The sequence below is a fragment of the Rhodococcus zopfii NBRC 100606 = JCM 9919 genome, assembly GCF_001895025.1.
Taxonomy (GTDB): Bacteria; Actinomycetota; Actinomycetes; order Mycobacteriales; family Mycobacteriaceae; genus Rhodococcus; species Rhodococcus zopfii.
Window position 1 is genome coordinate 1 of sequence record NZ_BCXI01000022.1, and the last position, 22,035, is coordinate 22,035.

General features: G+C 69.9%; 20 protein-coding genes. 11 read left to right on the forward strand and 9 right to left on the reverse strand.

Annotated features, from left to right (window positions below):
* The first annotated feature begins 137 nt into the window (after positions 1-137).
* A complete protein-coding gene (locus RZ1_RS15535) occupies positions 138-497 on the forward strand; it encodes a DUF3817 domain-containing protein (RefSeq protein ID WP_072813247.1) in 360 nt (119 codons plus the stop codon).
* 93 nt (positions 498-590) lie between these two features.
* Positions 591-1,478 carry a tetratricopeptide repeat protein gene (locus RZ1_RS15540; RefSeq protein WP_072813249.1) on the forward strand — a complete coding sequence of 296 codons (888 nt, stop codon included), beginning with the start codon at positions 591-593 and terminating at the stop codon, positions 1,476-1,478.
* A gap of 67 nt (positions 1,479-1,545) precedes the next feature.
* Here the strand turns inward: RZ1_RS15540 and RZ1_RS15545 are convergent, their stop codons facing one another.
* The 3 genes from RZ1_RS15545 to RZ1_RS15555 form a co-directional block, all read right to left on the reverse strand.
* A complete protein-coding gene (locus RZ1_RS15545) occupies positions 1,546-2,994 on the reverse strand; it encodes a neutral zinc metallopeptidase (protein ID WP_072813227.1) in 1,449 nt (482 codons plus the stop codon).
* Positions 2,995-3,025: 31 nt separating this feature from the next.
* Positions 3,026-5,179, reverse strand: coding sequence for a 1,4-alpha-glucan branching protein GlgB (gene glgB / locus RZ1_RS15550; protein ID WP_072813251.1), 2,154 nt, complete (start codon positions 5,177-5,179; stop codon positions 3,026-3,028).
* Between the two features lie 86 nt (positions 5,180-5,265).
* Positions 5,266-7,278, reverse strand: a complete 2,013-nt coding sequence (locus tag RZ1_RS15555; protein WP_072813228.1) for a maltotransferase domain-containing protein — start codon at positions 7,276-7,278, stop codon at positions 5,266-5,268.
* A 252-nt stretch (positions 7,279-7,530) separates the two neighbouring features.
* On the opposite strand from RZ1_RS15555, the gene glgP reads away from it, so the two are divergent.
* Positions 7,531-10,110, forward strand: a complete 2,580-nt coding sequence (gene glgP / locus RZ1_RS15560; RefSeq protein WP_072813230.1) for an alpha-glucan family phosphorylase — start codon at positions 7,531-7,533, stop codon at positions 10,108-10,110.
* 27 nt (positions 10,111-10,137) lie between these two features.
* On the opposite strand, the gene RZ1_RS15565 is transcribed toward glgP, so the two are convergent.
* From RZ1_RS15565 to RZ1_RS15575, 3 genes are read right to left on the reverse strand one after another with little or no spacing between them, the layout of a single operon-like run.
* Complete coding sequence (locus RZ1_RS15565) at positions 10,138-12,168, reverse strand: ATP-dependent DNA helicase (RefSeq protein ID WP_072813231.1); 2,031 nt, start codon at positions 12,166-12,168, stop codon at positions 10,138-10,140.
* A 25-nt stretch (positions 12,169-12,193) separates the two neighbouring features.
* Positions 12,194-12,772 carry an isochorismatase family protein gene (locus tag RZ1_RS15570; protein WP_072813233.1) on the reverse strand — a complete coding sequence of 193 codons (579 nt, stop codon included), beginning with the start codon at positions 12,770-12,772 and terminating at the stop codon, positions 12,194-12,196.
* Between the two features lie 5 nt (positions 12,773-12,777).
* The gene (locus RZ1_RS15575) at positions 12,778-14,112 is read right to left on the reverse strand and encodes a nicotinate phosphoribosyltransferase (RefSeq protein ID WP_072813234.1); all 1,335 of its coding nucleotides are present in this window, start codon (positions 14,110-14,112) and stop codon (positions 12,778-12,780) included.
* Between the two features lie 68 nt (positions 14,113-14,180).
* On the opposite strand from RZ1_RS15575, the gene clpS reads away from it, so the two are divergent.
* The 7 genes from clpS (at position 14,181) to rdgB (ending at position 19,255) form a co-directional block, all read left to right on the forward strand.
* The gene (gene clpS / locus RZ1_RS15580; RefSeq protein ID WP_068155779.1) at positions 14,181-14,516 is read left to right on the forward strand and encodes an ATP-dependent Clp protease adapter ClpS; all 336 of its coding nucleotides are present in this window, start codon (positions 14,181-14,183) and stop codon (positions 14,514-14,516) included.
* 25 nt (positions 14,517-14,541) lie between these two features.
* A complete protein-coding gene (gene aosR / locus RZ1_RS15585) occupies positions 14,542-15,120 on the forward strand; it encodes an oxidative stress transcriptional regulator AosR (protein WP_072813236.1) in 579 nt (192 codons plus the stop codon).
* Positions 15,117-16,235 carry a P1 family peptidase gene (locus RZ1_RS15590; protein ID WP_072813238.1) on the forward strand — a complete coding sequence of 373 codons (1,119 nt, stop codon included), beginning with the start codon at positions 15,117-15,119 and terminating at the stop codon, positions 16,233-16,235. Before aosR ends, RZ1_RS15590 begins: the two co-directional genes overlap by 4 nt.
* A gap of 46 nt (positions 16,236-16,281) precedes the next feature.
* Positions 16,282-16,908 carry a rhomboid family intramembrane serine protease gene (locus RZ1_RS15595; RefSeq protein WP_072813239.1) on the forward strand — a complete coding sequence of 209 codons (627 nt, stop codon included), beginning with the start codon at positions 16,282-16,284 and terminating at the stop codon, positions 16,906-16,908.
* 152 nt (positions 16,909-17,060) lie between these two features.
* Positions 17,061-17,822, forward strand: coding sequence for a cyclic nucleotide-degrading phosphodiesterase (locus RZ1_RS15600; RefSeq protein WP_072813241.1), 762 nt, complete (start codon positions 17,061-17,063; stop codon positions 17,820-17,822).
* A 22-nt stretch (positions 17,823-17,844) separates the two neighbouring features.
* Entirely contained in the window at positions 17,845-18,633 is a 789-nt protein-coding gene (gene rph / locus RZ1_RS15605) for a ribonuclease PH (protein ID WP_072813242.1), read from the forward strand.
* A 1-nt stretch (position 18,634) separates the two neighbouring features.
* Positions 18,635-19,255: an RdgB/HAM1 family non-canonical purine NTP pyrophosphatase gene (rdgB, locus tag RZ1_RS15610; RefSeq protein ID WP_072813244.1), complete on the forward strand. Its 621-nt coding sequence runs from the start codon at positions 18,635-18,637 to the stop codon at positions 19,253-19,255.
* A 78-nt stretch (positions 19,256-19,333) separates the two neighbouring features.
* On the opposite strand, the gene RZ1_RS15615 is transcribed toward rdgB, so the two are convergent.
* Entirely contained in the window at positions 19,334-19,876 is a 543-nt protein-coding gene (locus tag RZ1_RS15615; protein WP_238071822.1) for a TetR/AcrR family transcriptional regulator, read from the reverse strand.
* Between the two features lie 136 nt (positions 19,877-20,012).
* On the opposite strand from RZ1_RS15615, the gene RZ1_RS15620 reads away from it, so the two are divergent.
* Positions 20,013-21,254, forward strand: coding sequence for an oxygenase MpaB family protein (locus RZ1_RS15620; protein WP_083583724.1), 1,242 nt, complete (start codon positions 20,013-20,015; stop codon positions 21,252-21,254).
* On the opposite strand, the gene RZ1_RS15625 is transcribed toward RZ1_RS15620, so the two are convergent.
* Positions 21,251-21,682: a protein-tyrosine phosphatase family protein gene (locus tag RZ1_RS15625; protein ID WP_218020464.1), complete on the reverse strand. Its 432-nt coding sequence runs from the start codon at positions 21,680-21,682 to the stop codon at positions 21,251-21,253. The genes RZ1_RS15620 and RZ1_RS15625 overlap by 4 nt on opposite strands.
* 11 nt (positions 21,683-21,693) lie before the next feature.
* Entirely contained in the window at positions 21,694-22,023 is a 330-nt protein-coding gene (locus RZ1_RS15630) for a DUF3817 domain-containing protein (protein WP_072813254.1), read from the reverse strand.
* Between the last annotated feature and the right edge of the window lie 12 nt (positions 22,024-22,035).

Consider the following 22,035-nt stretch of genomic DNA (forward strand, 5'->3'; position numbering starts at 1 on the left):
CCCGCGGATCGACACGTCGTCGGAACCTTCTCCGTTCCGTCGCATACACCCGTCACGGCCCCGGCGCATGGCGTCGGGGCCGTGACGTCTCTCACGACAACGACGGGTTGTCGTAGGACTCGGGCACAATGGCGAGCATGACGAACCTCCTCGACCTGTCCACCCCCGCGAAGCGATTCCGTCTCGTGGCCATCTGGGAAGCAATCACCTGGCTGGCCCTGCTGATCGCGATGTTCTTCAAGTGGGTGCTCGGTTACGAGGAGGCCATCCGGATCCCCGGCATGGTGCACGGCGTCGCCGGATTCATGCTGTTCGTCGTCGTCGCCCTCGCGACCGCCTGGTCGCTCAAGTGGGATCTCAAGACGACCTTCCTCGCGCTGGTCTCGAGCGTCCCGCCGTTCGGCACCATCGTCTTCGAGCGCTGGGCGGTGCGCACCGGCCGCCTCGGTGAGCTCTCCGATTCCGCGGCGCGCGAAACCGAGCCCGCCCTCTCCTGACTGCCCGACACGCTGCGCGCAGAACGTGACAGACTGGACGGCGTGACTCGACCCGGTTCCCGTCCAGCACGTTCCGCCGCGGCAGCAGCGGCGATCTCCGGCGCGGTGGATCTCGCACCGCTCAAGGAAAGGGCCTCCGCGCCCCCGCCCCCACCGCCGTCCGGTGACGGCGCCGCCCCCGGCGGACTCGCACCCGTCATCGACGTCACCGAGGCCACTTTCGAGGCCGAGGTGCTGCAGCGGTCCATGCAGGTCCCGGTCATCGTGGACCTGTGGGCCACCTGGTGCCAGCCGTGCAAGCAGCTGTCCCCGGTCCTCGAGAAGCTCGCACACGAGGACGGCGGCGCCTGGGTGCTTGCGAAGGTGGACGTCGACGCCAATCCGCGGATCGCCCAGGCGTTCGGCGTCCAGTCGGTGCCGACAGTCGTCGCGATCGCCGGGGGGCAGCCGATCGCCGATTTCCAGGGTGTGCAGCCCGAGTCGGCGCTGCGCGAGTGGATCGACGCGATCCGGAACGCCGTCGCCGGGAAGCTCTCGGGCCCGCCCACGGGAGAACCGCAGGAGACCCCGCCCGACCCGAGGTTCGTCGCCGCGGAGCAGGCTCTCGACGCCGGCGACCTGGCCGGAGCCGAAGCCGCGTACAACCTGGTTCTCAACTCCGAGCCCAACAACACCGAAGCGCTCGCCGCATTGCGTCAGGTGCGGTTCCTCGCGCGCGCCCAGGACCTGCCCGCCGACGCGGTCGAACGCGCCGACGCCGCGCCCGCCGACCTGGACGCTCAGCTCGCCGCGGCCGACGCCGAACTGTTCGCCCAGGACCCGGAGAAGGCGTTTGCCCGTCTCATCGGTTTCGTCTCCCGCAGCGTCGGGGACGAGAAGACGGCCGCTCGCACCCGGCTGCTCGAGCTGTTCGAGCTGTTCGATCCCGCGGAACCGTTCGTCGTCACCGCCCGGCGGAAGCTGGCGTCCGCGCTGTACTGAAGACGTCGGCACCCTTCGATGAACGGCCTGGTTGCGGTACGACCGCAACCAGGCCGTTCGCCCGCTGTCAGTGGTAGCGGCCGGTGCAGCCCGCCTCACCGCCGAGCACGCCCGTGCGGAACGCGTCGACGCGCGCGAAGCCGCTGGGGATGGTGTTGCCGTTGACGTCGCTCGCGGCCAGGCCATCGGCGAGCAGACCGGACACGGCCTCGTCGAGGTCGCCGGGGGACAACCACACGAGACTCTCGTCGGGATTGTTCGTCAGGTCGATGTTCGTCGGGCTCAATGCGGCGCTGATCGCCCCGGCCAGACACGCCGTACGCAGCGCGGTCTGCGCGTCGGTCAACGACGCCCCGGCTTCCCGCTGCACCGCGAGCGCGTACCGCGAGGCGAGCAGCACGTAGGCGTTGTAGTCGCCGCGAACGTCCGCGCTGAACGGGCTCGACCCGGTATCGGGCGCGGCCCCGCGCTCGGCGAGCTCCTCGAGATCGACACCGATCGTGTTCGTCGCCGGGCAGTACGACACCGGTGCGGTCGCCTTCGCGTCGGGACAACCGAGATCGGAACCGGACAGATCGAGCGCGGGTGGCGACGACAGGTCGAACACGTAGTCGAACGAGTGCAGGATCTGCTCGACGGAATCGGCGGTCACGGGTAGCTCCCCGTCGTCGCTGCTGTCGAAGAACTGCGGGAGCTCGGCGCGGCGGGACTCGATCTCGGCGGCGTCGATGCGCGTGCAGGCCCGAGCGCCGTCGGAGAAACCGATCTGCATGGCGGTGACCCGTTCGAACGCCGAACCATGCACGGAATCGGGATCGTTGGGGTCGGTGTCGCGGAACAGAACCATCGAGGCGAGCACGGAATTGAGTCCGTCCGAGGTGTTCAGCTGGAAGTGCTCGGAGTTACCTTCGGCGATGTGCCGGACGAACGCGCCGGCGAAACAGTCCGCCTGCTGTTCGAACACGATGCCCGGATCGTCGTCGGAGACGATGCCGGTCTTGTACTGGATGGCGTGCCCGTATTCGTGGGCCAGCACCATCACCACCGACATCGGACCGAACGTGTCCATCAGTTCCGGCAACAGGAACACCCGGTCCCAGCCGATCACGTCACCCCGGCTGCAGTACGCGGCATTGATGAAGTCGAAGGTGGACTCCCCGCAGAAATCGGGTCCACGGCGCTCGGATGGATCCCAGGACAGCAGTGTCGAGACCGGCTCGAACGACCCCTTCGCGATCGACCCGAACGTGCCCTGCCAATACGCCTCGATATCGGTGATCGCATTGCCCACGAGGATGTCGACCTCGCCGCCGTCGCCGTTCTCGATGGTGACCTCGGCGTCCGGCACTCCACCGCGGGGACCGGACGGGCCGGACGACACGGGCAGACCGGCGACGGTGAACGGGTTGTCGTAGATCGAGACGGCGGTGCCCTCGATCCGGCTCGTGCACCCCGCCAGCAGGGCCGCCGCCAGCGCTCCGGCCGCGAACCGCGCCGGCCAACCCGTCCTTCTCACCGTGCTCGCTCCTGTCGTCGACGGACCGCGATCACCGGTGCAGTGCCAGCCAGATCGCACCGTGAGCGGGCAGGGTCACCCGCGCCGAAGCGGGTCGTCCGTGCCAGGAGTGCGCCGTCGCCGTCACGGCGCCGAGATTTCCGGTCCCGTTGCCGCAGTAGGCGGTCGCATCCGTGTTGAGGATTTCCACCCACCGACCCGTCTCGGGTAATCCGACACGATAGTCGTCGTGCGTGCTCCCGGAAAAGTTGAACAGGCACGCGACGACCGAGCCGTCGCTGCCGTAGCGGAGAAAACTGAGAACGTTGTTCACCGCGTCGTTGGCGTCGATCCACGAGTAGCCGCCAGGGGAAGTGTCCAGCGTCCACAAAGCGGGATGGTCGCGGTAGGTCCGGTTGAGGTCACCCACCAGCTGCCGGACCCCGGTGTGCAGGGCGCCGGTGTGTTCGTCGTCGAGCTGCCACCAGTCCAGGCCCCGCTCCTCCGACCACTCGGCCACCTGCCCGAATTCCTGCCCCATGAACAGCAACTGTTTGCCCGGGTGCGCCCACATGTACGCCAGCAGGGTGCGCAGGCCGGCCGCCTTCGTGAAGTCGTCGCCGGGGAGCCGGGTCCACAACGTGCCCTTGCCGTGCACCACCTCGTCGTGGCTGATCGGCAGCATGAAGTTCTCGCTCCACGCGTACATGAGCGAAAAGGTGATCTCGTGGTGGTGGTAGGTGCGGTGCACGGGATCACGCGAGACGAACCCGAGTGTGTCGTGCATCCAGCCCATGTTCCATTTCATGTCGAACCCGAGGCCGCCCACGTTCGTCGGACGCGTCACCCCCGGCCACGCCGTGGATTCCTCGGCGACGGTGACCACACCCGGATGGAGCTTGTGGACGGTGCCGTTGAGTTCCTGCAGGAACGCGACCGCCTCCAGGTTTTCGCGACCCCCGTGGATGTTCGGGGTCCAGCCGCCGTGCGGCCGCGAGTAGTCCAGGTACAGCATCGAGGCGACCGCGTCGACGCGCAGGCCGTCGATGTGGAACTCCTCGATCCAGTAGAGGGCGTTGGCCACCAGGAAGTTGCGGACCTCGTGTCGTCCGTAGTCGAACACGTAGGTGCCCCAGTCGAGTTGTTCGCCGCGGGTGGGGTCGGGATGCTCGTACAGCGGGCTCCCGTCGAACCGGGCGAGCGCCCAGTCGTCCTTCGGGAAGTGCGCGGGAACCCAATCCATGATCACGCCGATCCCGGCCCGGTGCAGCCGGTCGACGAACTCGCGGAACTCGTCCGGGGTGCCGAACCGGGAGGTCGGCGCATAGTACGACGTGACCTGATATCCCCAGGACCCGCCGAACGGATGCTCGGCGACGGGAAGCAGTTCGACGTGGGTGAAACCGGTCTCGGTGACATATTCGGCGAGTCGGTCGGCCAATTCGAGATAGCCCAGTCCCGGCTGCCACGAACCGAGATGCACCTCGTAGACGCTGATCGGTTCCTGCCACGGCTGGGAGCCTGCCCGCGATTCGAGCCACTCGTCGTCCTGCCAGATGTGCTGCGACGTCGTCACCACCGACGCGGTGGCGGGCGGTACCTCGGCCGCATACGCCATCGGATCCGCCTTTTCGCGGACCGAGCCGTCGCGGCCGAACACCCGGAACTTGTACAGGGCGCCGGGTCCGACGCCGGGGACGAACAGTTCCCACACGCCGCTCGACCCGAGCACCCGCATCGGCGCGGACCGTCCGCTCCACATGTCGAAGTCGCCGGTCACGGTCACCCCGCGCGCTCCGGGCGCCCACACGGCGAACGACGTGCCGGTGACCGTGCCGTCGGGAGTGTCGTACGCGCGGGGATGCGCGCCGAGGATCTCCCACAGCCGTTCGTGGCGGCCCTCGGCGAACAGGTGCAGATCCAGTTCGCCGAGCGTCGGGAGGAAGCGGTAGCCGTCGGCGACGACGACGGTGTGGCCGAACGGATAGGTCACCACGAGTCGGTAGTCGGCCGGGTCGTGCACCGGAACGAGCGCGCTGAACACATCGGACCCGACCGGTTCCAGCGGGTGGTCGACGTCGTCGATCCGGACCGCGACCTTCTCCGCGCCGGGGCGCAGCGCGCGGATCAGCGTGCCCTCCGCGTGCGGGTGCGCACCGAGAATCGAATGCGGGTCGTGGTGTTCCCCGGCGGCGAGGCGCGCCAGGTCGCCGGCGGCCGGTGCGTGCCGGCGGGTCGAGACCGCGGGGGAGTCCGGCCGGTTCGGGGTGGGGCCCTTTTGTGGCGTCACGGCTACCTCCTGTAGGCGAGAGTGGTGCGCGCCGGCACCCCGATCGGTGGCAACACGAGAATGTGGGCGACTGCCCGCCACGGTTCGAGCCGAACGAAATTCGCTTGGCCCCAGTGGTATTCCTCCCCGCTGACCTCGTCGTGGACGGTGAAATGCTCGTGCCAGTCCCGTCCGATCGACGGCATGTCCAGCCACAACGTGCCCTGCTCGGCGGTATACGGATCGAGGTTGACGACGGTGAGCACCGTGTCTCCCGTCGTCGGATCGAACTTCGAATAGGCGATGAGCGCGTCGTTGTCGATGTGGTGGAAGTGGATGTTGCGCAGTTGCTGCAGCGCCGGATGTGCGCGGCGGATCCGGTTCAGCGCCGCGAGCCACGGTTCGAGCGATTCGCCGCGGCGGCGCGCCTCGTCGAACCGCCGGGGCCGCAACTGGTACTTCTCCGAATCCAGGTATTCCTCGCTGCCCGGGCGCACCGCGACGTGCTCGTACAGTTCGTACCCGGAGTACACGCCCCACGTCGGGGCGAGGGTCGCGGCCAGGGCCGCGCGCAGCGCGAACATGCCCGGGCCGCCGCGCTGCAGCGTCTCGTGCAGGATATCCGGGGTGTTCACGAACAGGTTCGGACGGGCCTCGTCTGCCTTGGCGGCCAATTCCTGCCCGAACTCGGTGAGTTCCCACTTGGCTTCCCGCCACGTGAAATATGTGTAGGACTGGGTGAATCCACGACGGGCCAGCCCGTACATGCGGGCGGGCCGGGTGAACGCCTCGGAGAGGAACAACACCTCGGGATCGGTGCGCTTGACCTCGCTGATCAGCCATTCCCAGAAGTCGGCAGGCTTGGTGTGCGGATTGTCGACCCGGAAGATCTTCACGCCCTGCGCGACCCAGTGCCGTACCACACGCAGCACCTCGGCGTAGATGCCGTCGCGGTCGTTGTCGAAGTTGACCGGGTAGATGTCCTGATACTTCTTCGGCGGGTTCTCCGCATACGCGATGGTGCCGTCCGGCAGCACCGTGAACCACTCCGGATGCTGCGCCGCCCACGGATGGTCGGGCGCGCACTGCAACGCCAGATCCAGTGCCACTTCGAGGCCGAGTTGTGCTGCGCGGGAGACGAAGTCGCGGAAGTCCTGCTCGGTGCCGAGTTCCCGGTGGATGGCATCGTGACCACCCTCGTCGGATCCGATGGCCCACGGCGAACCGACGTCGTCCGGCCCGGCGACGAGGGTGTTGTTCGGCCCCTTGCGGTTGATCTTTCCGATCGGATGGATCGGCGGCAGATACACCACGTCGAAGCCCATCGCGGCGATCCGCGGCAGATCCGCGGCGGCGGTCGCGAACGTGCCGTGCCGGGGGGTGCCGTCCTCGTCCCAGCCGCCCGTCGAGCGGGGGAAGAACTCGTACCAGGAGCCGAACAGGGCGCGCGGCCGGTCCACCTGTGCGGTGAACGCGCGCCCACGCGTGACCAGTTCGCGCAACGGATGGGCCCGCAGGATCTCGGTGACGTCCGCGGCGAACGCCGGCGCGACCCGTTCCGGCAGCGTGCGCGGCGACCGCAGTGATGCGGCAACGGCGAGCAGCGCCGGGCGGTTGCCGCGCGGCACCGACTTGGCAGCCTTCTCGAACATCGCGGCGCCGATCTCGAGGTCGTTCGCGAGGTCCTCGGCGCCCTGGCCGGCGGAAATCTTCACATCCACCGCGTGCCGCCAGGTCGTCACCGGATCGCTCCACGCCTCCACGCGGTACGTCCACGTCCCCGGACTGGTCGGGGTGAACGTCGCGTGGAAGGTATCGGGGAGTGCCCCGGGCACCATCGGGATGCGGACGAGTCTGCCCTCGGTCTCCGGGTCGGAACCCGGGCCGCGCACCGCGAGGGTCGCGGCGACCGCATCGTGCCCCTCGCGCCACACCACCGCGGACACCGGCACGACTTCGCCGACGACGGCCTTGACCGGATAGCGCCCACCCGCGATCTGGGGCTGGACGTCGTCGATGGCGAGACGACCTGTCACATGAACTCCGTTTCCGTGTGGGGCCGGCGGGCGAACCGAGACGACGCGAACCGCGCGGTGTGTTCGCACACAACCGTAATCGAGGTGCGGATTCGCGGCTGATCATGTGGCCGGTTTGCCTCGTGGACCCGGAATCGGCGGGACCCGCGCCTGCCCCGGGCCGGCGACCGTTCGACAGTCGCACGGACGTCACAGCACTCCGCCCCGCGCCGCTGCCTCGCGCGACGACGGAAACTCGGTAGTCTTCGCGGCGTGAAAGCCTTGCGTCGGTTCACCGTACGAGCCCACCTTCCCGAGCGGCTGGCCGCGCTGGAAAGCCTGTCCGCCAACCTCCGGTGGTCCTGGCATCCCCCCGCCCAGGATCTGTTCGCAACCGTCGATCCGGCCCTGTGGGAGCACGTCGGGCGCGACCCGGTCCGGTTGCTCGGTGAGGTGCCGCCGTCGCGGCTCGACGAACTCGCCGCCGACCCCGACTTCCTGGAACGGCTCGATGCCGCCGCCGCGGACCTCGACGACTACCTGGCCCGGCCGCGCTGGTACCAGCACCAACAGGATCGCGGCCACGACATGCCGGCGGGCATCGCCTACTTCTCGATGGAGTTCGGTGTCAGCGAGGTCCTGCCCAACTACTCGGGCGGTCTCGGCATCCTCGCCGGCGACCACCTCAAGGCGGCCTCCGACCTCGGGCTGCCGCTCGTCGGCATCGGACTGTTGTACCGCTCCGGCTACTTCCGGCAGTCCCTGACGGCGGACGGCTGGCAGAGCGAGCACTACCCCTCCTACGACCCGCAGGGCCTGCCGCTGCGGCTGCTCACCGAGTCCGACGGCAGTCCGGCGCTCGTCACCGTCACGGTGCCCGGTAACCGGGATCTGGCCGCGCGCGTGTGGATCGCGCAGGTCGGACGGGTGCCGCTGTTGCTCCTCGACTCCGACATCCCCGGCAACGACGAGGAACTGCGCGGTGTCACCGACCGCCTCTACGGCGGCGATCAGGATCACCGCATCAAGCAGGAGATCCTCGCCGGTATCGGCGGCGTGCGCGCCGTCCGTGCCTTCACGCGCATCCACGGTCTGCCCGACCCCGAGGTCTTCCACATGAACGAGGGTCACGCCGGCTTCTCGGGTGCCGAACGCATCCGCGAACTGGTCACCACCACCGGCCTCGACTTCGACGAGGCGCTGTCCGCTGTTCGCGCCGGCACGGTCTTCACCACCCACACCCCGGTTCCCGCCGGCATCGACCGCTTCCCCATCGACCTCGTTCGGCACTACTTCTCCGGACCCAACGGCGAGAACGAGTCGTCGCTGCTGCCCGGCCTGACCGTCGACCGGATCCTCGCGCTCGGCCGCGAAACCGACCCGCACGTGTTCAACATGGCGCACCTGGGTCTGCGGCTGGGCCAGCGCAGCAACGGAGTCTCCCGGCTGCACGGCCGCGTCAGCCGCGGCATGTTCGACGGGCTGTGGCCCGGCTTCGACACCGCCGAGGTGCCGATCGGCTCGGTCACCAACGGCGTGCACGCCCCCACGTGGGCCGCCCGCGAATGGATCGCCCTGGCGAACCGGATGGCCGGCCCCGACCGGGTCGAGGAGGCCCGCGGCTGGGAACTGCTGCAGACCGTGCCGTCGCAGGATCTGTGGGACACCCGCAACACCCTGCGCGGGCAACTCGTCACCGAGGTGCGGCGCCGGCTGCGCGCCTCCTGGCTGGAACGCGGCGCCACCTCCGCCGAACTCGGCTGGGTCGACGGAGTGTTCGACCCCGACGTGCTCACCGTCGGCTTCGCCCGGCGCGTGCCCACCTACAAGCGGCTCACCCTCATGCTCCGCGACGAGAACCGGCTGCGGTCGCTGCTGCTCGACGAGAACCGGCCCGTGCAGCTCGTCGTCGCAGGCAAGAGCCATCCGGCCGACGGCGGAGGCAAGGCCCTGATCCAGCAGGTGGTGCGGTTCGCGGACCGGCACGACGTGCGGCACCGCATCGTGTTCCTGCCCGACTACGACATGTCGATGGCGCGATTCCTGTACTGGGGTTGCGACGTGTGGCTCAACAACCCGCTGCGTCCGCTCGAGGCGTGCGGCACCTCCGGCATGAAGTCCGCGCTCAACGGCGGCCTCAACCTGTCCATCCTCGACGGTTGGTGGGACGAGATGTACGACGGGGGGAACGGCTGGGCCATTCCCACCGCGGACGGGGTCGTCGACGAACAACGCCGCGACGACCTCGAGGCCAGTGCCCTGTACGAACTGCTCGAACGGTCGGTGCTGCCGCGGTTCTACGACCGGGACGCAGACGGGGTGCCGACCCGCTGGATCGAGATGGTGCGGCACACCCTCGAGAACCTCGGGCCGAAGGTGCTCGCGTCGCGCATGGTCCGCGACTACGCGGTGCAGTACTACGCCCCGGCCGCCGAGGCGGCACGCGCGGCCGTCGCCGACGAGTACGCCGGCGCGAAGGCGCTGGCCGGCTACCGGCACCGGATCGAGGCGGCGTGGCCGTCGGTGCGGGTCGCGCAGGTCGACAGCGACGGATTGCCCGAGAGCGCCGAGATCGGCGCGCTGCTGGCGCTGACCGCGCACGTGCAGCTCGGCGGGCTGAACCCCGCGGACGTGCTGGTGCAGGTGGTGATCGGCCGGGTCGGGGCGGACGACACCCTCAGCGACATCTCGACCACCCCGATGCGGCACACCGGCACCGACGGTGTCGGCGACGTGTTCGAGGCCGAGGTCCCGTTGCCGCTCGCCGGTGCCGTCGGATACACGGTGCGGGTGCTGCCGCAGCACGATCTCCTCGCCACCCCCGCCGAGCTGGGGCTGGTCGTCCTCCCGTAGGGCGATGCGGGGCGCCGACCCGGGCGGTCAGTCCCGGAGGCGGGAGAGGGCCTTGCGCACGATTTCCGGGTCGGTGGTCTCCCAGAACGCCGGCAGCGACGCCCGCAGGTAGCCGCCGTAGCGGGCCGTCGCGAGCCGCGGATCGAGAACCGCGACGACGCCCCGGTCGCTGGTGCTGCGCAGCAGACGTCCGACGCCCTGCGCGAGCAGCAACGCCGCGTGGTTCGCGGCGACCGCGAGAAAGCCGTTGCCGCCGCGGGATTCGACCGCGCGCTGCCGCGCCACGAGCAGCGGGTCGTCGGGCCGCGGGAACGGGATGCGGTCGATGATCACCAGCGACAGCGACGGCCCCGGTACGTCGACGCCCTGCCACAGCGACAACGTGCCGAACAACGACGTCGCCTCGTCCGCCGCGAACCGTTCGACGAGGGCGCCGGTCGTGTCGTCGCCCTGGCACAGCACCGGGGTGCCGAGGCGTTCCCGCACCGCCTCGGTGGCGGCCTTCGCCGCGCGCATCGACGAGAACAACCCGAGGGTGCGGCCACCGGCGGCGGTGATCAGTTCGGTGATCTCGTCGACGTACGCCGGGGACAGGCCGTCGCGCCCCGGTGTCGGGAGGTGCTTGGCGATGTACATGATTCCGGCCTTGGCGTGGTCGAACGGCGAACCGACGTCCAGGGCGTTCCACTTCAGGTCGCCGTCGTCGGACGGCGGCTCCGCGCCGGAGGCGGCCCCGGTGTCGCTGCGCGTGGCGGCCTGCGGGGGCAGACCCCAGTTCACGGCCAGGCCGTCGAACGAGCCGCCGACCGTCAAGGTCGCCGACGTGAGCACGACCGTCGATTCACCGAACAACCGCGACCGCAGCAGCCCACCGACCGACAGCGGAGCCATCCGCACCGTGCGGCGCACCGCACCGCGGAACTCGTCGGCGGCCAGCCACACCACATCCTGACGTTTCGCCGGATCCGGTTCGTCGAACGCGGTGAGTACCCGCACCGCGCCGTCGTGCACGTCGTCGACCTCGGCGACCGCCTGGGTGCGGGCCGCGGCCGCCTCCGCGTCCATGCCCGGTTTTGCCGGACCGACGGCGGTGCGCAGCGACCACGCGGCGTCGCGGACCGCAGCCAGGGCTGCGCCGGCACCGTCCGGCAACGCGTCCCAGCGGCCCGGCGGCAACTCGTCGAGCAGCATCTCCCAGTTCTCCGCTGCACCCTCGAGCTTGTCGACGTCCTCGTCCTCGGCGAGCTTGGTGCAACGACGCGCGGCCGCGGAGATCGTGCCGCCGGACAGTTCCGCGGTCGCGACCCCGGTGACCCGGTCGACGAGTTCGTGGGCCTCGTCGATGACCACCGCGTCGTGCTCGGGCAGGATCGCGATGCCGGTGATGGCGTCGATCGCGAGCAGTGCGTGGTTGGTGACGACGATGTCGACCTGCGAGGCTTCGGCGCGGGCGATCTCCGCGAAGCAGTCCTCGCCGGCGGGGCAGCGGGCCTTGCCGAGACATTCGCGGGCGGTGACGCTGACCTGCCTCCAGGCCTGATCGGACACGCCCGGAGCCAGGTCGTCGCGGTCGCCGGTGTCGGTGCTCGACGACCACTCGGTGACCCGGCGCACCTCCCGGCCGATCCGCGACAGCGCGAACGCGTCGAACAACTGCTCGCCGACTGGTGGTTCCTCCGCGAGGCCGGTATGAATCTTGTTCAGGCACAGATAGTTTCCGCGACCCTTCAGGATCGCGAAACGTGGGCGCCGCCCGAGCGACTCGTGCAGCGCATCGGCCAGACGCGGCAGATCGCGGTCGACGAGCTGCCGTTGCAGCGCGATCGTCGCGGTCGAGACGATCACGGTGCGCCCCGTGCGGACGGCGTAGCGGATGCTCGGCACCAGATAGGCCAGCGACTTACCGGTACCGGTACCGGCCTGCACGGCCAGGTGCTCGCCGGTGTCCAGGCAGTGCGCGACCGCCGACGCCATCGTCAGCTGATTGCGCCGCTCCGTGCCGCCCAACGCGTGCACCGCGGTCCGGAGGAGGTCGGGGACGTCGGGGAGTTCTGGCACCGAGCCAGGGTATCGGTCCCCACCGTCAGGATCGGGCGCCGACCCGACCGATCAGTTCCACACCCGCCTCACGCAGCCGCGTCAGCGCCGCCTCGACCGTCACATCGGACACGCCCGCGGTGTAGCGCAGCAGGACGCGGGTCGCGAAACCCGCCTCGACGGCATCGAGCGCGGTCGCGCGGACACAGTGATCGGTGGCGATGCCCACCACGTCGACGGCCGTGACGGCGCGCTCGCGTAACCAGTCGGTGAGGGACTCGCCGACCTCACCGGTGCCCTCGAACCCCGAATAGGCGGCCTCGAACGCACCCTTGGAGAACACCGCCTCGACCCGAGAGAGGTCCAGGGCCGGGTGGAACTCGGCGCCCGGCGTCCCGACCCGGCAGTGCGGCGGCCACGAATCGACGAAGTCGGGTTCGTCGGAGAAGTGGTCGCCGGGATCGATGTGATGGTCCCGGGTCGCCACCACGTGTGCGTACAGGCCGGTGGTGTCGGCGAGATAGCGGCTCAGGTCCGCCGCGACCGCGGCACCCCCCGCGACCGCGAGGGCGCCGCCCTCGCAGAAGTCGTTCTGCACGTCGACGACGATCAATGCGCGCGTCATGGTCCTCACCCCTGACCGGCGAAACGGGTGGGAATCGCCGGATCGCCCTCGGACAACATCAGGCCCTCCCACGGCAGACTCACCAAGCCGGCCGCCAGGAACGCCCGGCTCTCCTCCAGGGTAGGAAGCCCCTCGACGCGTTCGCCACCACGCACCAGCGGCACCGTCAGATCGGTCGCGGTGCCCTCCCCGTCCGGTGCCGGCAGGTGCGCCGAGTGGATCACCTCTTCGGTGAGGGTGCCCGTCTCCCGTGCGAACCGCACCGCCCCCTTCGCGCCGCCCCGCGACTGCTTGTGCGCGCTGCGCTTCTCGACCGGGATGCCGTCGACCTCGACCAGCTTGAACACCATGCCCGCGGTCGGCGCACCGGACCCGGTCACCACCGACGTGCCGACGCCGTACACGTCGCACGGTTCGGACCGCAGTCCCGCGATCGCGTACTCGTCGAGATCACCGGACATGACGATCTTCGTGCCGGTCGCCCCGAGCGAATCGAGTTGCTCGCGGACCTGCCGGGCCAGCACACCGAGATCACCGGAGTCGATGCGGACCCCGCCCAGCCGCGGACCGGCGACCTCGACCGCGGTCCGCACCGCCGTCGTGATGTCGTAGGTATCCACCAGCAGGGTGGTGCCGACGCCGAGGGACTCGATCTGGCTGCGGAACGCGGACTCCTCGTTGCGGCCCGCCGCGGTCGTGTGCAGCAGTGTGAACGCGTGGGCCGCGGTGCCTGCGGCCGGGATCCCGTACCGCCGGGCGGCTTCCAGGTTCGACGTCGAATCGAACCCGGCCAGGTAGGCGGCGCGTGCCGCGGCCACGGCCGACTCCTCGTGCGTGCGGCGCGAACCCATCTCGATCACGGTGCGCCCGTCCGCGGCAGTGACCATGCGGGCCGCCGCCGACGCGACCGCGCTGTCGTGGTTGAGGACAGACAGCGCAAGGGTCTCGAGGAGCACGCACTCGGCGAACGAGCCGCGCACCGACAGCACCGGTGACCCGGGGAAGTAGAAGTCGCCCTCGCGGTAGCCGTCGATGTCGCCGGAGAAGCGGTACGCGCGCAACCACGCCACCGTCGACGGCGCCAGAAACCGGGAGACCACGTCCAGTTCGGCCTCGCCGAACCGGAACGAGGCGAGCGCGTCGAGCAGCCGGCCCGTACCGGCGACCACACCGTAGCGGCGCCCGGCCGGCAGACGACGCGCGAAGACCTCGAACGCACACGGCCGATGCGCGGAACCGTCCGCGAGCGCCGCCTCGAGCATCGTCAGCTCGTACATGTCCGTGAACAGTGCGGTGCTCATGAGGCCGGTGATGTTCGAGTCACGGGGGTCAGCAGGCATCCGCTCACTGTAGATCGCGGATCCCGAGGCGGGTTTTTACCCGCGCAGGAACGCCGTACCCTGGACACATGGCGCCGTGTTCCACGACAACCCCGTTCGACGTCCCGGTGATGGCGGCAGGTCAGGCGATGCCCGCGGAAGCCGAGGTCGTCGAGGAGGTCGAGGCGGTAGACCGGCCCTGGGTCACCGTGGTGTGGGACGATCCCGTCAACCTCATGCACTACGTGACGTTCATCTTCCAGAAGCTGTTCGGCTACAGCAAAGCCAAGGCCACCGAGCTCATGCTCAAAGTGCACAATGAGGGCAAAGCGGTCGTCTCCAGTGGGTCGCGTGACAAGATGGAGCACGATGTCCAGCGCCTGCACGCGGCCGGCCTGTGGGCCACCATGCAGCGCGACGAATGAGCAGCAACAGGAGGGGCCGGCCGACGTGCGTCAGTGGAGCAGGAAGAACTCGCTCAGCGGAGTGAAACTGCGGTCCGAGATGGACGCGCACGAAGCGTCGGTCCTGCGATCCCTGGTCGCATCCGTGCTCGGGTTGCTCGAGGAACGCGCGTCGCAGACCCCGCAGGACGATCTTGCGGTCCTCACCGGGCTGCGCACCGGCAACTCCAGCCCGCCCGATGTTCCCGCCCTCGCGCGGCTGCTGCCGGACTTCCACCGTCCCGACGCCGACAACGCGAAACACCCCGACGACGAGACCGCCGACCTCAACGGTGCCCTGCGCAGCCTCCACGAACCCGACATCATCGACGCGAAACTCGCCGCCGGCGCGGTCATCCTGCGGACCGTCCCCGAATCCGGCGGCAAGGTCGTGCTCAATCCCGAACAAGCCGAAGCGTGGCTGTACGGGCTCAACGACGTGCGCCTGGCGCTCGGCACCACGCTCGGCATCGACGACGACACCCCCGACACCCTCGACGACGACGATCCGCGCGCCCCACACCTCGACGTCTACCACTGGCTGACCTGGATGCAGGACTCGCTGGTGCAGGCGTTGTTGCCGTGAGCCCGACGCTGACACCGGGCCCCACCGACTCCCTCGCCGACGTCGCGGGTCTGCACGTCGGACACCACCACCTGCTCGACGACACCGTCAGCGTGGCCGCGCCCGACGCGGCCGGTGCCGGTGCCGCCACCGGCTGCACCGTCGTCCTCACCGACCGGGCCGCGATCGCGGCCGTCGACGTGCGCGGCGGCGGACCCGGCACCCGCGAAACCGATCTCCTCGACCCCAGCCACTCCGTGCAGCGCGTCGACGCGGTGCTGCTCACCGGCGGCAGCGCCTACGGTCTCGCCGCCGCGGACGGGGTGATGCGGTGGCTCGAGGAACACGGACGCGGCATCGTGATGGGCGGATCCGGCAGCCCCGACGAACCAGCCCTCGTCGTGCCGATCGTGCCCGGAGCCGTCATCTTCGACCTGCCGGTGGGGAACTGGTCTACCCGCCCCACCGCCGAGGCCGGATACGCCGCGACGGCCGCCGCGAACGGTGCGACGAGCGTCCCGCGAGGCTGTGTCGGCGCCGGCGTGGGGGCGCGTGCGGGAAGCCTCAAGGGCGGTGTCGGGACCGCAAGCGTACGCGTCGAGGACGGCGCCGCGGCCGGCGCGACCGTCGCCGCACTCGTGGTCGCGAACCCCGTCGGAACCGTCGTCGACCCCGAGACCGGTCTGCCGTGGGGACTGGGCCCCGGCCGGGCTGCGGCGCTCGGATTGACCGCGCCCACCGCCGCCGACATCGAAACCGGTCGCGCACTCGACGCCAAGGGCACCGTCCTGAACACCACCATCGGGGTCGTCGCCACCGACGCGCCGCTGACGAAGGCCGCGTGCCGCCGTGTCGCGGTCGCCGGGCACGACGGCCTGGCCCGCGCGATCCGTCCCGCCCATTCGCCGCTGGACGGGGACACGCTGTTCGCGCTGTCCACCGGCACCGCGACCCTTCCCGAGGCCGGGCCGATGCCCGACGCGTTCCCGGCGGAGCTGCCCGTGCTCGCCGCGGTGTGCGAGGCCGCGGCCGAGGTGGTGCAACGGGCGATCGTCGACGCGGTCCTCGCCGCGACCGGGCTCGCCGGCATCCCGTCCTACCGTGACGTGTACGGCACCGCGTTCACCCCGCGCTGATCTTCGGGGTGAAGCGCGCAGCTGCGGAGCACCGCACAATGGACACATGACCGTACCGAGCGGCACCGACCCCGCAACCCGGCCGATGTGGCAGCGCGCCGCCTTGTGGATCGGCGGCTTCGTCGCCCTGCTCTACGGCATCGAGGGCGTCGACTCGGTGACCTCCGCAGACCTGGATTCGGCGGGGGTCGAACCCCGCACGGCCGACGGACTGTCCGGGGTGCTGTTCGCGCCGCTCCTGCACGACGGCTGGGGTCATCTGTCGGCCAACACCCTTCCCCTGCTGATCCTCGGCTTCCTCGTGCTGCTGTCCGGAATCGGCCGGGGCCTCGCCGCGACCGCGATCATCTGGGTCGTCGGGGGAGTGGGGACCTGGCTGTTCGCCGGTTCCGGCTACGTTCACATCGGTGCATCGGTGCTGGTATTCGGCTGGCTGACCTACCTGATCGTCCGCGGCTGGTTCACCCGCCACACCGGACAGATCGTCATCGGCGTCGTCGTGCTGTTCGTCTACGGCAGCATGCTGTGGGGTGTGCTGCCCGGTGACCCGCGCGTGTCCTGGCAGGGGCACCTGTTCGGGGCGATCGGCGGTATCGTCGCCGCGTGGGTGCTTTCGGCCGACGCCCGCCGGGCCCGCAGTGCGCCGGTCCCGCCCGGCGCACTGCCGCGCTGAGGGCGGGTCGGAGACGCTCGCTCGGAGCTGAGGCGTAGTCGGTCCGTGCGCCGGCCCGCCCGCCACGTCACAGTGTGCGTGCAACTGTGAGTTGCAGGCTCGTAATCGGGCTCTGCTTCATCGAGGTCCCTCGACGTGGCAGCATGACCTCTATGCGCATGACCGTTCTGGGCTGCTCGGGCAGTGTCGCCGGGCCCGATTCTCCCGCGTCGGGTTATCTGCTGACCGCTCCGGACACCCCGCCGCTGGTGATCGACTTCGGTCCCGGCGTTCTCGGCGCACTCCAGCGGCATGCCGATCCAGGCGAGGTTTCCATCCTGCTCTCGCACCTGCACGCCGACCACTGTCTCGACATTCCCGGGCTGCTCGTGTGGCGCCGCTACTCCCCGAACCGCCCGGAAGGCCGCGTGCCGCTGTACGGGCCGAGCGACGCCGCGTCCCGGCTGGGTCGGGCATCCGCCGAGTGCGCCGGTGAGATCGACGACGTGTCGGACACCCTCGACGTGCACGTACTCACCGACGGCGGCGACTTCCGATTCGGGGCATTGTCCGTTCGGCCCCGCCGCGTCAACCATCCGCCCGAGGCGTACGGGTTCCGCGTCACCAGCGATTCCGGCCGCACGTTCGTCTACACCGGGGACACCGGCATGTGCGACGAGGTCGTCGACCTCGCACGCGGCGCCGACGTGCTGCTCGCCGAGGCGTCGTGGACGCACGACCCGGCGGTGCGACCGGAGAACATGCACCTGTCCGGCACCGAAGCGGGACAGGTCGCCGCACGAGCCGGTGTCGGGGAGCTGCTGCTCACCCACATTCCGCCGTGGACCTCGCGCGAGGACGTCATCGCGGAGGCGAAAGCGCAGTACTCGGGTCCGGTGCACGCGGTCTCCGCCGGGGACGTCTACCGCATCTGATCGATCGCCTAGGCTCGTCCGGGTGACCACACGAGAAGACGGCAGGGCGGACGATCAGCTCCGCGACATCCGGATCACCCGAGGATTCACCAATCACCCCGCGGGCTCGGTGCTCGTCGAATTCGGGCAGACCCGCGTCATGTGCACGGCCAGCGTCGAAGAAGGCGTGCCACGCTGGCGCAAGGGCTCGGGCCTGGGCTGGCTCACCGCCGAATATGCGATGCTGCCCGCCGCGACCCACACCCGCAGCGGTCGCGAATCCGTGAAGGGCCGGGTCGGTGGGCGCACCCAGGAGATCAGCCGGCTCGTCGGCCGTTCCCTGCGCGCCTGCATCGACCTGGCGGCGATCGGTGAGAACACCATCGCGCTCGACTGCGACGTCCTGCAGGCCGACGGCGGCACCCGCACCGCTGCGATCACCGGCGCCTACGTCGCACTGTGCGACGCGGTGACCTGGCTGCGTGCCGCGGGACGGCTCGCCGACCCGCAGCCCATCTCGTGCCAGATCGCGGCGATCAGCGTCGGTGTCGTCGACGGCCGAATCCGCCTAGACCTGCCGTACGAGGAGGACTCGCGCGCCGAGGTCGACATGAACGTCATCGCTACCGACACCGGCACCCTCGTCGAGATCCAGGGCACCGGTGAAGGCGCGACCTTCCCGCGTTCGACGCTCGACGGGCTGCTCGACTCGGCGCTCGCCGGCATCGAGGAACTGTGCCGTATCCAGCGAGAGGTGCTCGAACAGCCGTACCCCGGGGTGCTTCCCGAACCGGAGATCGTCGAGCCCGCGAAGAAGAAGTTCGGGGCCTGACATGGCGGTCACGGTGCTCGTCGCGAGCCGGAACGCGAAGAAACTGCGCGAACTGCAGCGGGTCCTGGATCGCGCCGGAATCGCCGGTATCGAGCTGGTCGGCCTCGACGAGGTTCCGCCCTTCCCGGAGGCCCCGGAGACCGGCGCGACCTTCGAGGAGAACGCCGCGGCGAAGGCCCGCGACGGTGCGCTCGCCACCGGCCTGCCCTGTGTCGCAGACGATTCCGGGCTCGAGATCGATTCCCTGAACGGCATGCCGGGAGTGCTGTCGGCCCGCTGGTCCGGCGCGCACGGCAACGACGACGCGAATACCGCGCTCGTGCTCGCCCAGTTGGCGGACGTACCCGACGAGCGCCGCGGCGCCGCATTCGTGTCGGCGTGCGCGCTGGCCGTGCCCGCCGGAAACGACGCGGCGGTCACCGTCGTGCGCGGCGAATGGCGCGGCACGATCGAACGCGCACCGCGCGGCACCAACGGCTTCGGATACGACCCGGTGTTCCGGCCGGAAGGTGAGGAACGCACCTCCGCCGAACTCAGTGCAGAAGAGAAGGACGCGGCATCGCATCGCGGGCGCGCACTCGCGCTGCTGGTGCCTGCGCTCGATGCGCTGGCCCGGCGCTGACCCGGTACCGAACACAGCTGCTCCCTGCCCCCGACGTGCGGGCAGGGAGCGCGTTCGTTTTCGTCAGGCCCGAGCCGCCTACAGCACCGTCTGCACGTAGGTCGTCACCATCGCGGTCAGTTCGTCTGCGACCACCTCCCGGTCGATGTCCGGGTGCTCGAGAACGTAGGCGATTGCGACGTTCTCGACGGTCCGCACCAGCATCCATGCGATCGCGTCGAGCGGCCGGCCGGACCGATGCGCGCGGTTGGAGCGCAGCCACACCGCGAACAGCGTCTCGATGCGCCGCTCGAACTCCGCCAGGCGACTGCCCGAGGAGCGGGGGAGTTGTTCGACCATGACCCGTAGCAGCCGCGGGTTCTCACCGAGCGCGTCGAGCATCTCGAGGACCGTGACCCGCACCGACGACGACCAGCCGGGTCCTTCGAGCGCCGTCGTGAACACGCGCGAAATGCGAGCATGCAGTTCCGTCGTCCATCGATCCGCGACCTCGGCCACGATCGCGTCCTTGTTCGGGAAGTACTGGTACAGCGACCCCGGACTGATCCGCGCGCGGGCGGCGATGCGATTTGTCGACGCGCCTTCGTAGCCGTGTTCCAGCAGGACTGCCCGGGCCCGCATCGACGATGCGCTCGACCATCGCCCGGGAACGGTCCTGTCTCGGGGTACGCCGCATCTGCCGACGGTCGGGCGTCGTCACCGGGCCACCCGAAACGCGAATTGAACGCGAGTAAAAGCTCGTGTGAACATGGCCCGCATGATGACACGGGAGCCTTCGACGGACACCGAGACAGGTCCGTATCCCGCGCGGTTCGCCGGAATCCGCCCGCGCAACGAGCGCATCGGCCGTCCCCTGAAACGCTTCGCGCGGGTCGACACCGTGGACGAGGAACTGCTCGACCGGATCGGCAGGCGCATGAACGCGCGCGACGAACTCGGCGCGTCCCTCGTACGCGCGATGCGCCGCGACCACACCGACCCGCAGCGCGTCACGATGCGGCAGTTCCACCAGGCCCTCGAACACGGCATCGACGCCGTGCCCGTCGCTCCCGAGGCGCTACGCCAGTTCTTCGCCGTCGTCGACACGGTTCCCGCCTGGGTGGACTTCGACCTGCTCGAGAAGGGCGCGCGAGCGTTCCGGCGGATGGGGCGCAGCCGCAACGACGTGCTGCTTCAGCTCTCGCTGATCGGCGGCTACCGCTTCGGCGGGCCGCCGGACCTGCTGGTCGCCACCGGCGGACTGACCGGCTCCACCGCGATGCGGCGCCTCGGCGAAACCCAGAAGTGGGGCACCGCGGTCGGCGAACCGGGTGGCATGCGACGCAGCGGGGAAGGCTTCAAACTGACCGTCCACGTGCGTGCCATGCATGCGCTGGTCAACCACCAGTTCGAGACGAACGGCCGCTGGGATGTCCAGCGCTGGGGGCTGCCGATCAACCAGACCGACCAGGCCGCGACCCTCGGACTGTTCAACGGCACGCTGCTGCTCGGTGTCCGCGCCCTCGGTTACCGGGTCTCGCGCGACGAATCGCGTGCGGTCATGCACCTGTGGAAGTACGTGGGCTGGCTCATGGGCATCGACGACGAGTGGCTGTTCGACAGCGAACGGCAGCAGCATCGTTTCAACTATCACGTGGTGCTCGTGCAGGACGACGTCACGCCCGCAGGCGCCGACCTGTCCCGTGCCCTCGTCGACGGCCAGCGCACTCTGAGCTACCGCCGGTTCCCGAAGGTGCGCGGACGCTACGGGAGGCTGCGCCTGCTGAGCATGCTCCGCTTCTTCCTCGGCACCGACGGCCTGGAGGACCTGGGGCTGCCGTCGATTCCGCCGCTGGCCGTCGCACCCGTGATCGCGGGGAACGTCGTCAAATCAACGGTGATCAACCGCACCGCGGCGGGCCGGCGGTTCCTCGAGCGGGTCGGCGATCGTGCCGCGCGGCGGGAGCTGAGCCTGAAGTTCGGTGCCGTGGAACCGGCCGTCGGCAAACTGAACGTCTAGCGGAACTCGGTGACATACCGGCGCTGCCACGGAGTCTCGACGGCGCGCGGTGAGTAGTGCTCGCGGACGAACGCGACCGCGTCGCCGCGGGGTACTCCGTCGAGGACGGCGAGGCACGCCAGCGCGGTGCCGGTGCGCCCGAGTCCGCCGGAACACGCGATCTCCACCCGTTCGTCGGCGGCGCATTCCCACGCCTCGTGGAGCGCGGACGCAGCGTCGGTGCGGTCGGTCGGGAGCCGGAAATCGGGCCAGCGCACCCACCGCGCCGGCCACGCCGTCGGCGGGGGATCTCGGCGTTGCAGGTACACCGCGAACGTCGGTGGGGGACCGTCCGGCAGCGGGTGGCGCAGGCCGCGACCGCGGACGAGCCGGCCCGACGGCAGTCGCAGGACACCTGCCGCAGCGGGGTCCCACGGTATGGGTGACACAGGTTCGGGTGTCACACCCCGAAGTCGGCCTTCACCTGCTTGGTGCGCTTGTGCTCGACGAAGAACGACAGGAACGGAATGGTGCCGGCGATGAGCGTTCCGATCGTGCGGGACAGCGGCCAGCGGACCTTGATCGACAGGTCGAACGTGAGCACGAGATACACCGCGTACACCCAGCCGTGCACGATCGCGATCCACGACGGGACGTTCTCGATGCCGATGATGTACTTGGCGATCATCTCGCCGACCAGCACCAGCAGCCAGATGCCGGTGGCATAGGCGAGCACGCGGTACCGCAGGAGCGCCGAGGAGATCTTCTTCCGGTCGGCGTCGCTGAGGATCCGCGGCGCTGT

What these genes read in the sequence shown, in the direction of transcription:
- RZ1_RS15535 (WP_072813247.1), top strand. Translation starts at nt 138, where the DNA reads ATGACGAACCTCCTCGACCTGTCCACCCCCGCGAAGCGATTCCGTCTC.
- RZ1_RS15570 (WP_072813233.1), bottom strand. Translation starts at nt 12,772, where the DNA reads ATGACGCGCGCATTGATCGTCGTCGACGTGCAGAACGACTTCTGCGAG.
- RZ1_RS15575 (WP_072813234.1), bottom strand. Translation starts at nt 14,112, where the DNA reads ATGCCTGCTGACCCCCGTGACTCGAACATCACCGGCCTCATGAGCACC.
- clpS (WP_068155779.1), top strand. Translation starts at nt 14,181, where the DNA reads ATGGCGCCGTGTTCCACGACAACCCCGTTCGACGTCCCGGTGATGGCG.
- RZ1_RS15595 (WP_072813239.1), top strand. Translation starts at nt 16,282, where the DNA reads ATGACCGTACCGAGCGGCACCGACCCCGCAACCCGGCCGATGTGGCAG.
- RZ1_RS15600 (WP_072813241.1), top strand. Translation starts at nt 17,061, where the DNA reads ATGCGCATGACCGTTCTGGGCTGCTCGGGCAGTGTCGCCGGGCCCGAT.
- rdgB (WP_072813244.1), top strand. Translation starts at nt 18,635, where the DNA reads ATGGCGGTCACGGTGCTCGTCGCGAGCCGGAACGCGAAGAAACTGCGC.
- RZ1_RS15615 (WP_238071822.1), bottom strand. Translation starts at nt 19,876, where the DNA reads ATGCGGGCCCGGGCAGTCCTGCTGGAACACGGCTACGAAGGCGCGTCG.
- RZ1_RS15620 (WP_083583724.1), top strand. Translation starts at nt 20,013, where the DNA reads ATGATGACACGGGAGCCTTCGACGGACACCGAGACAGGTCCGTATCCC.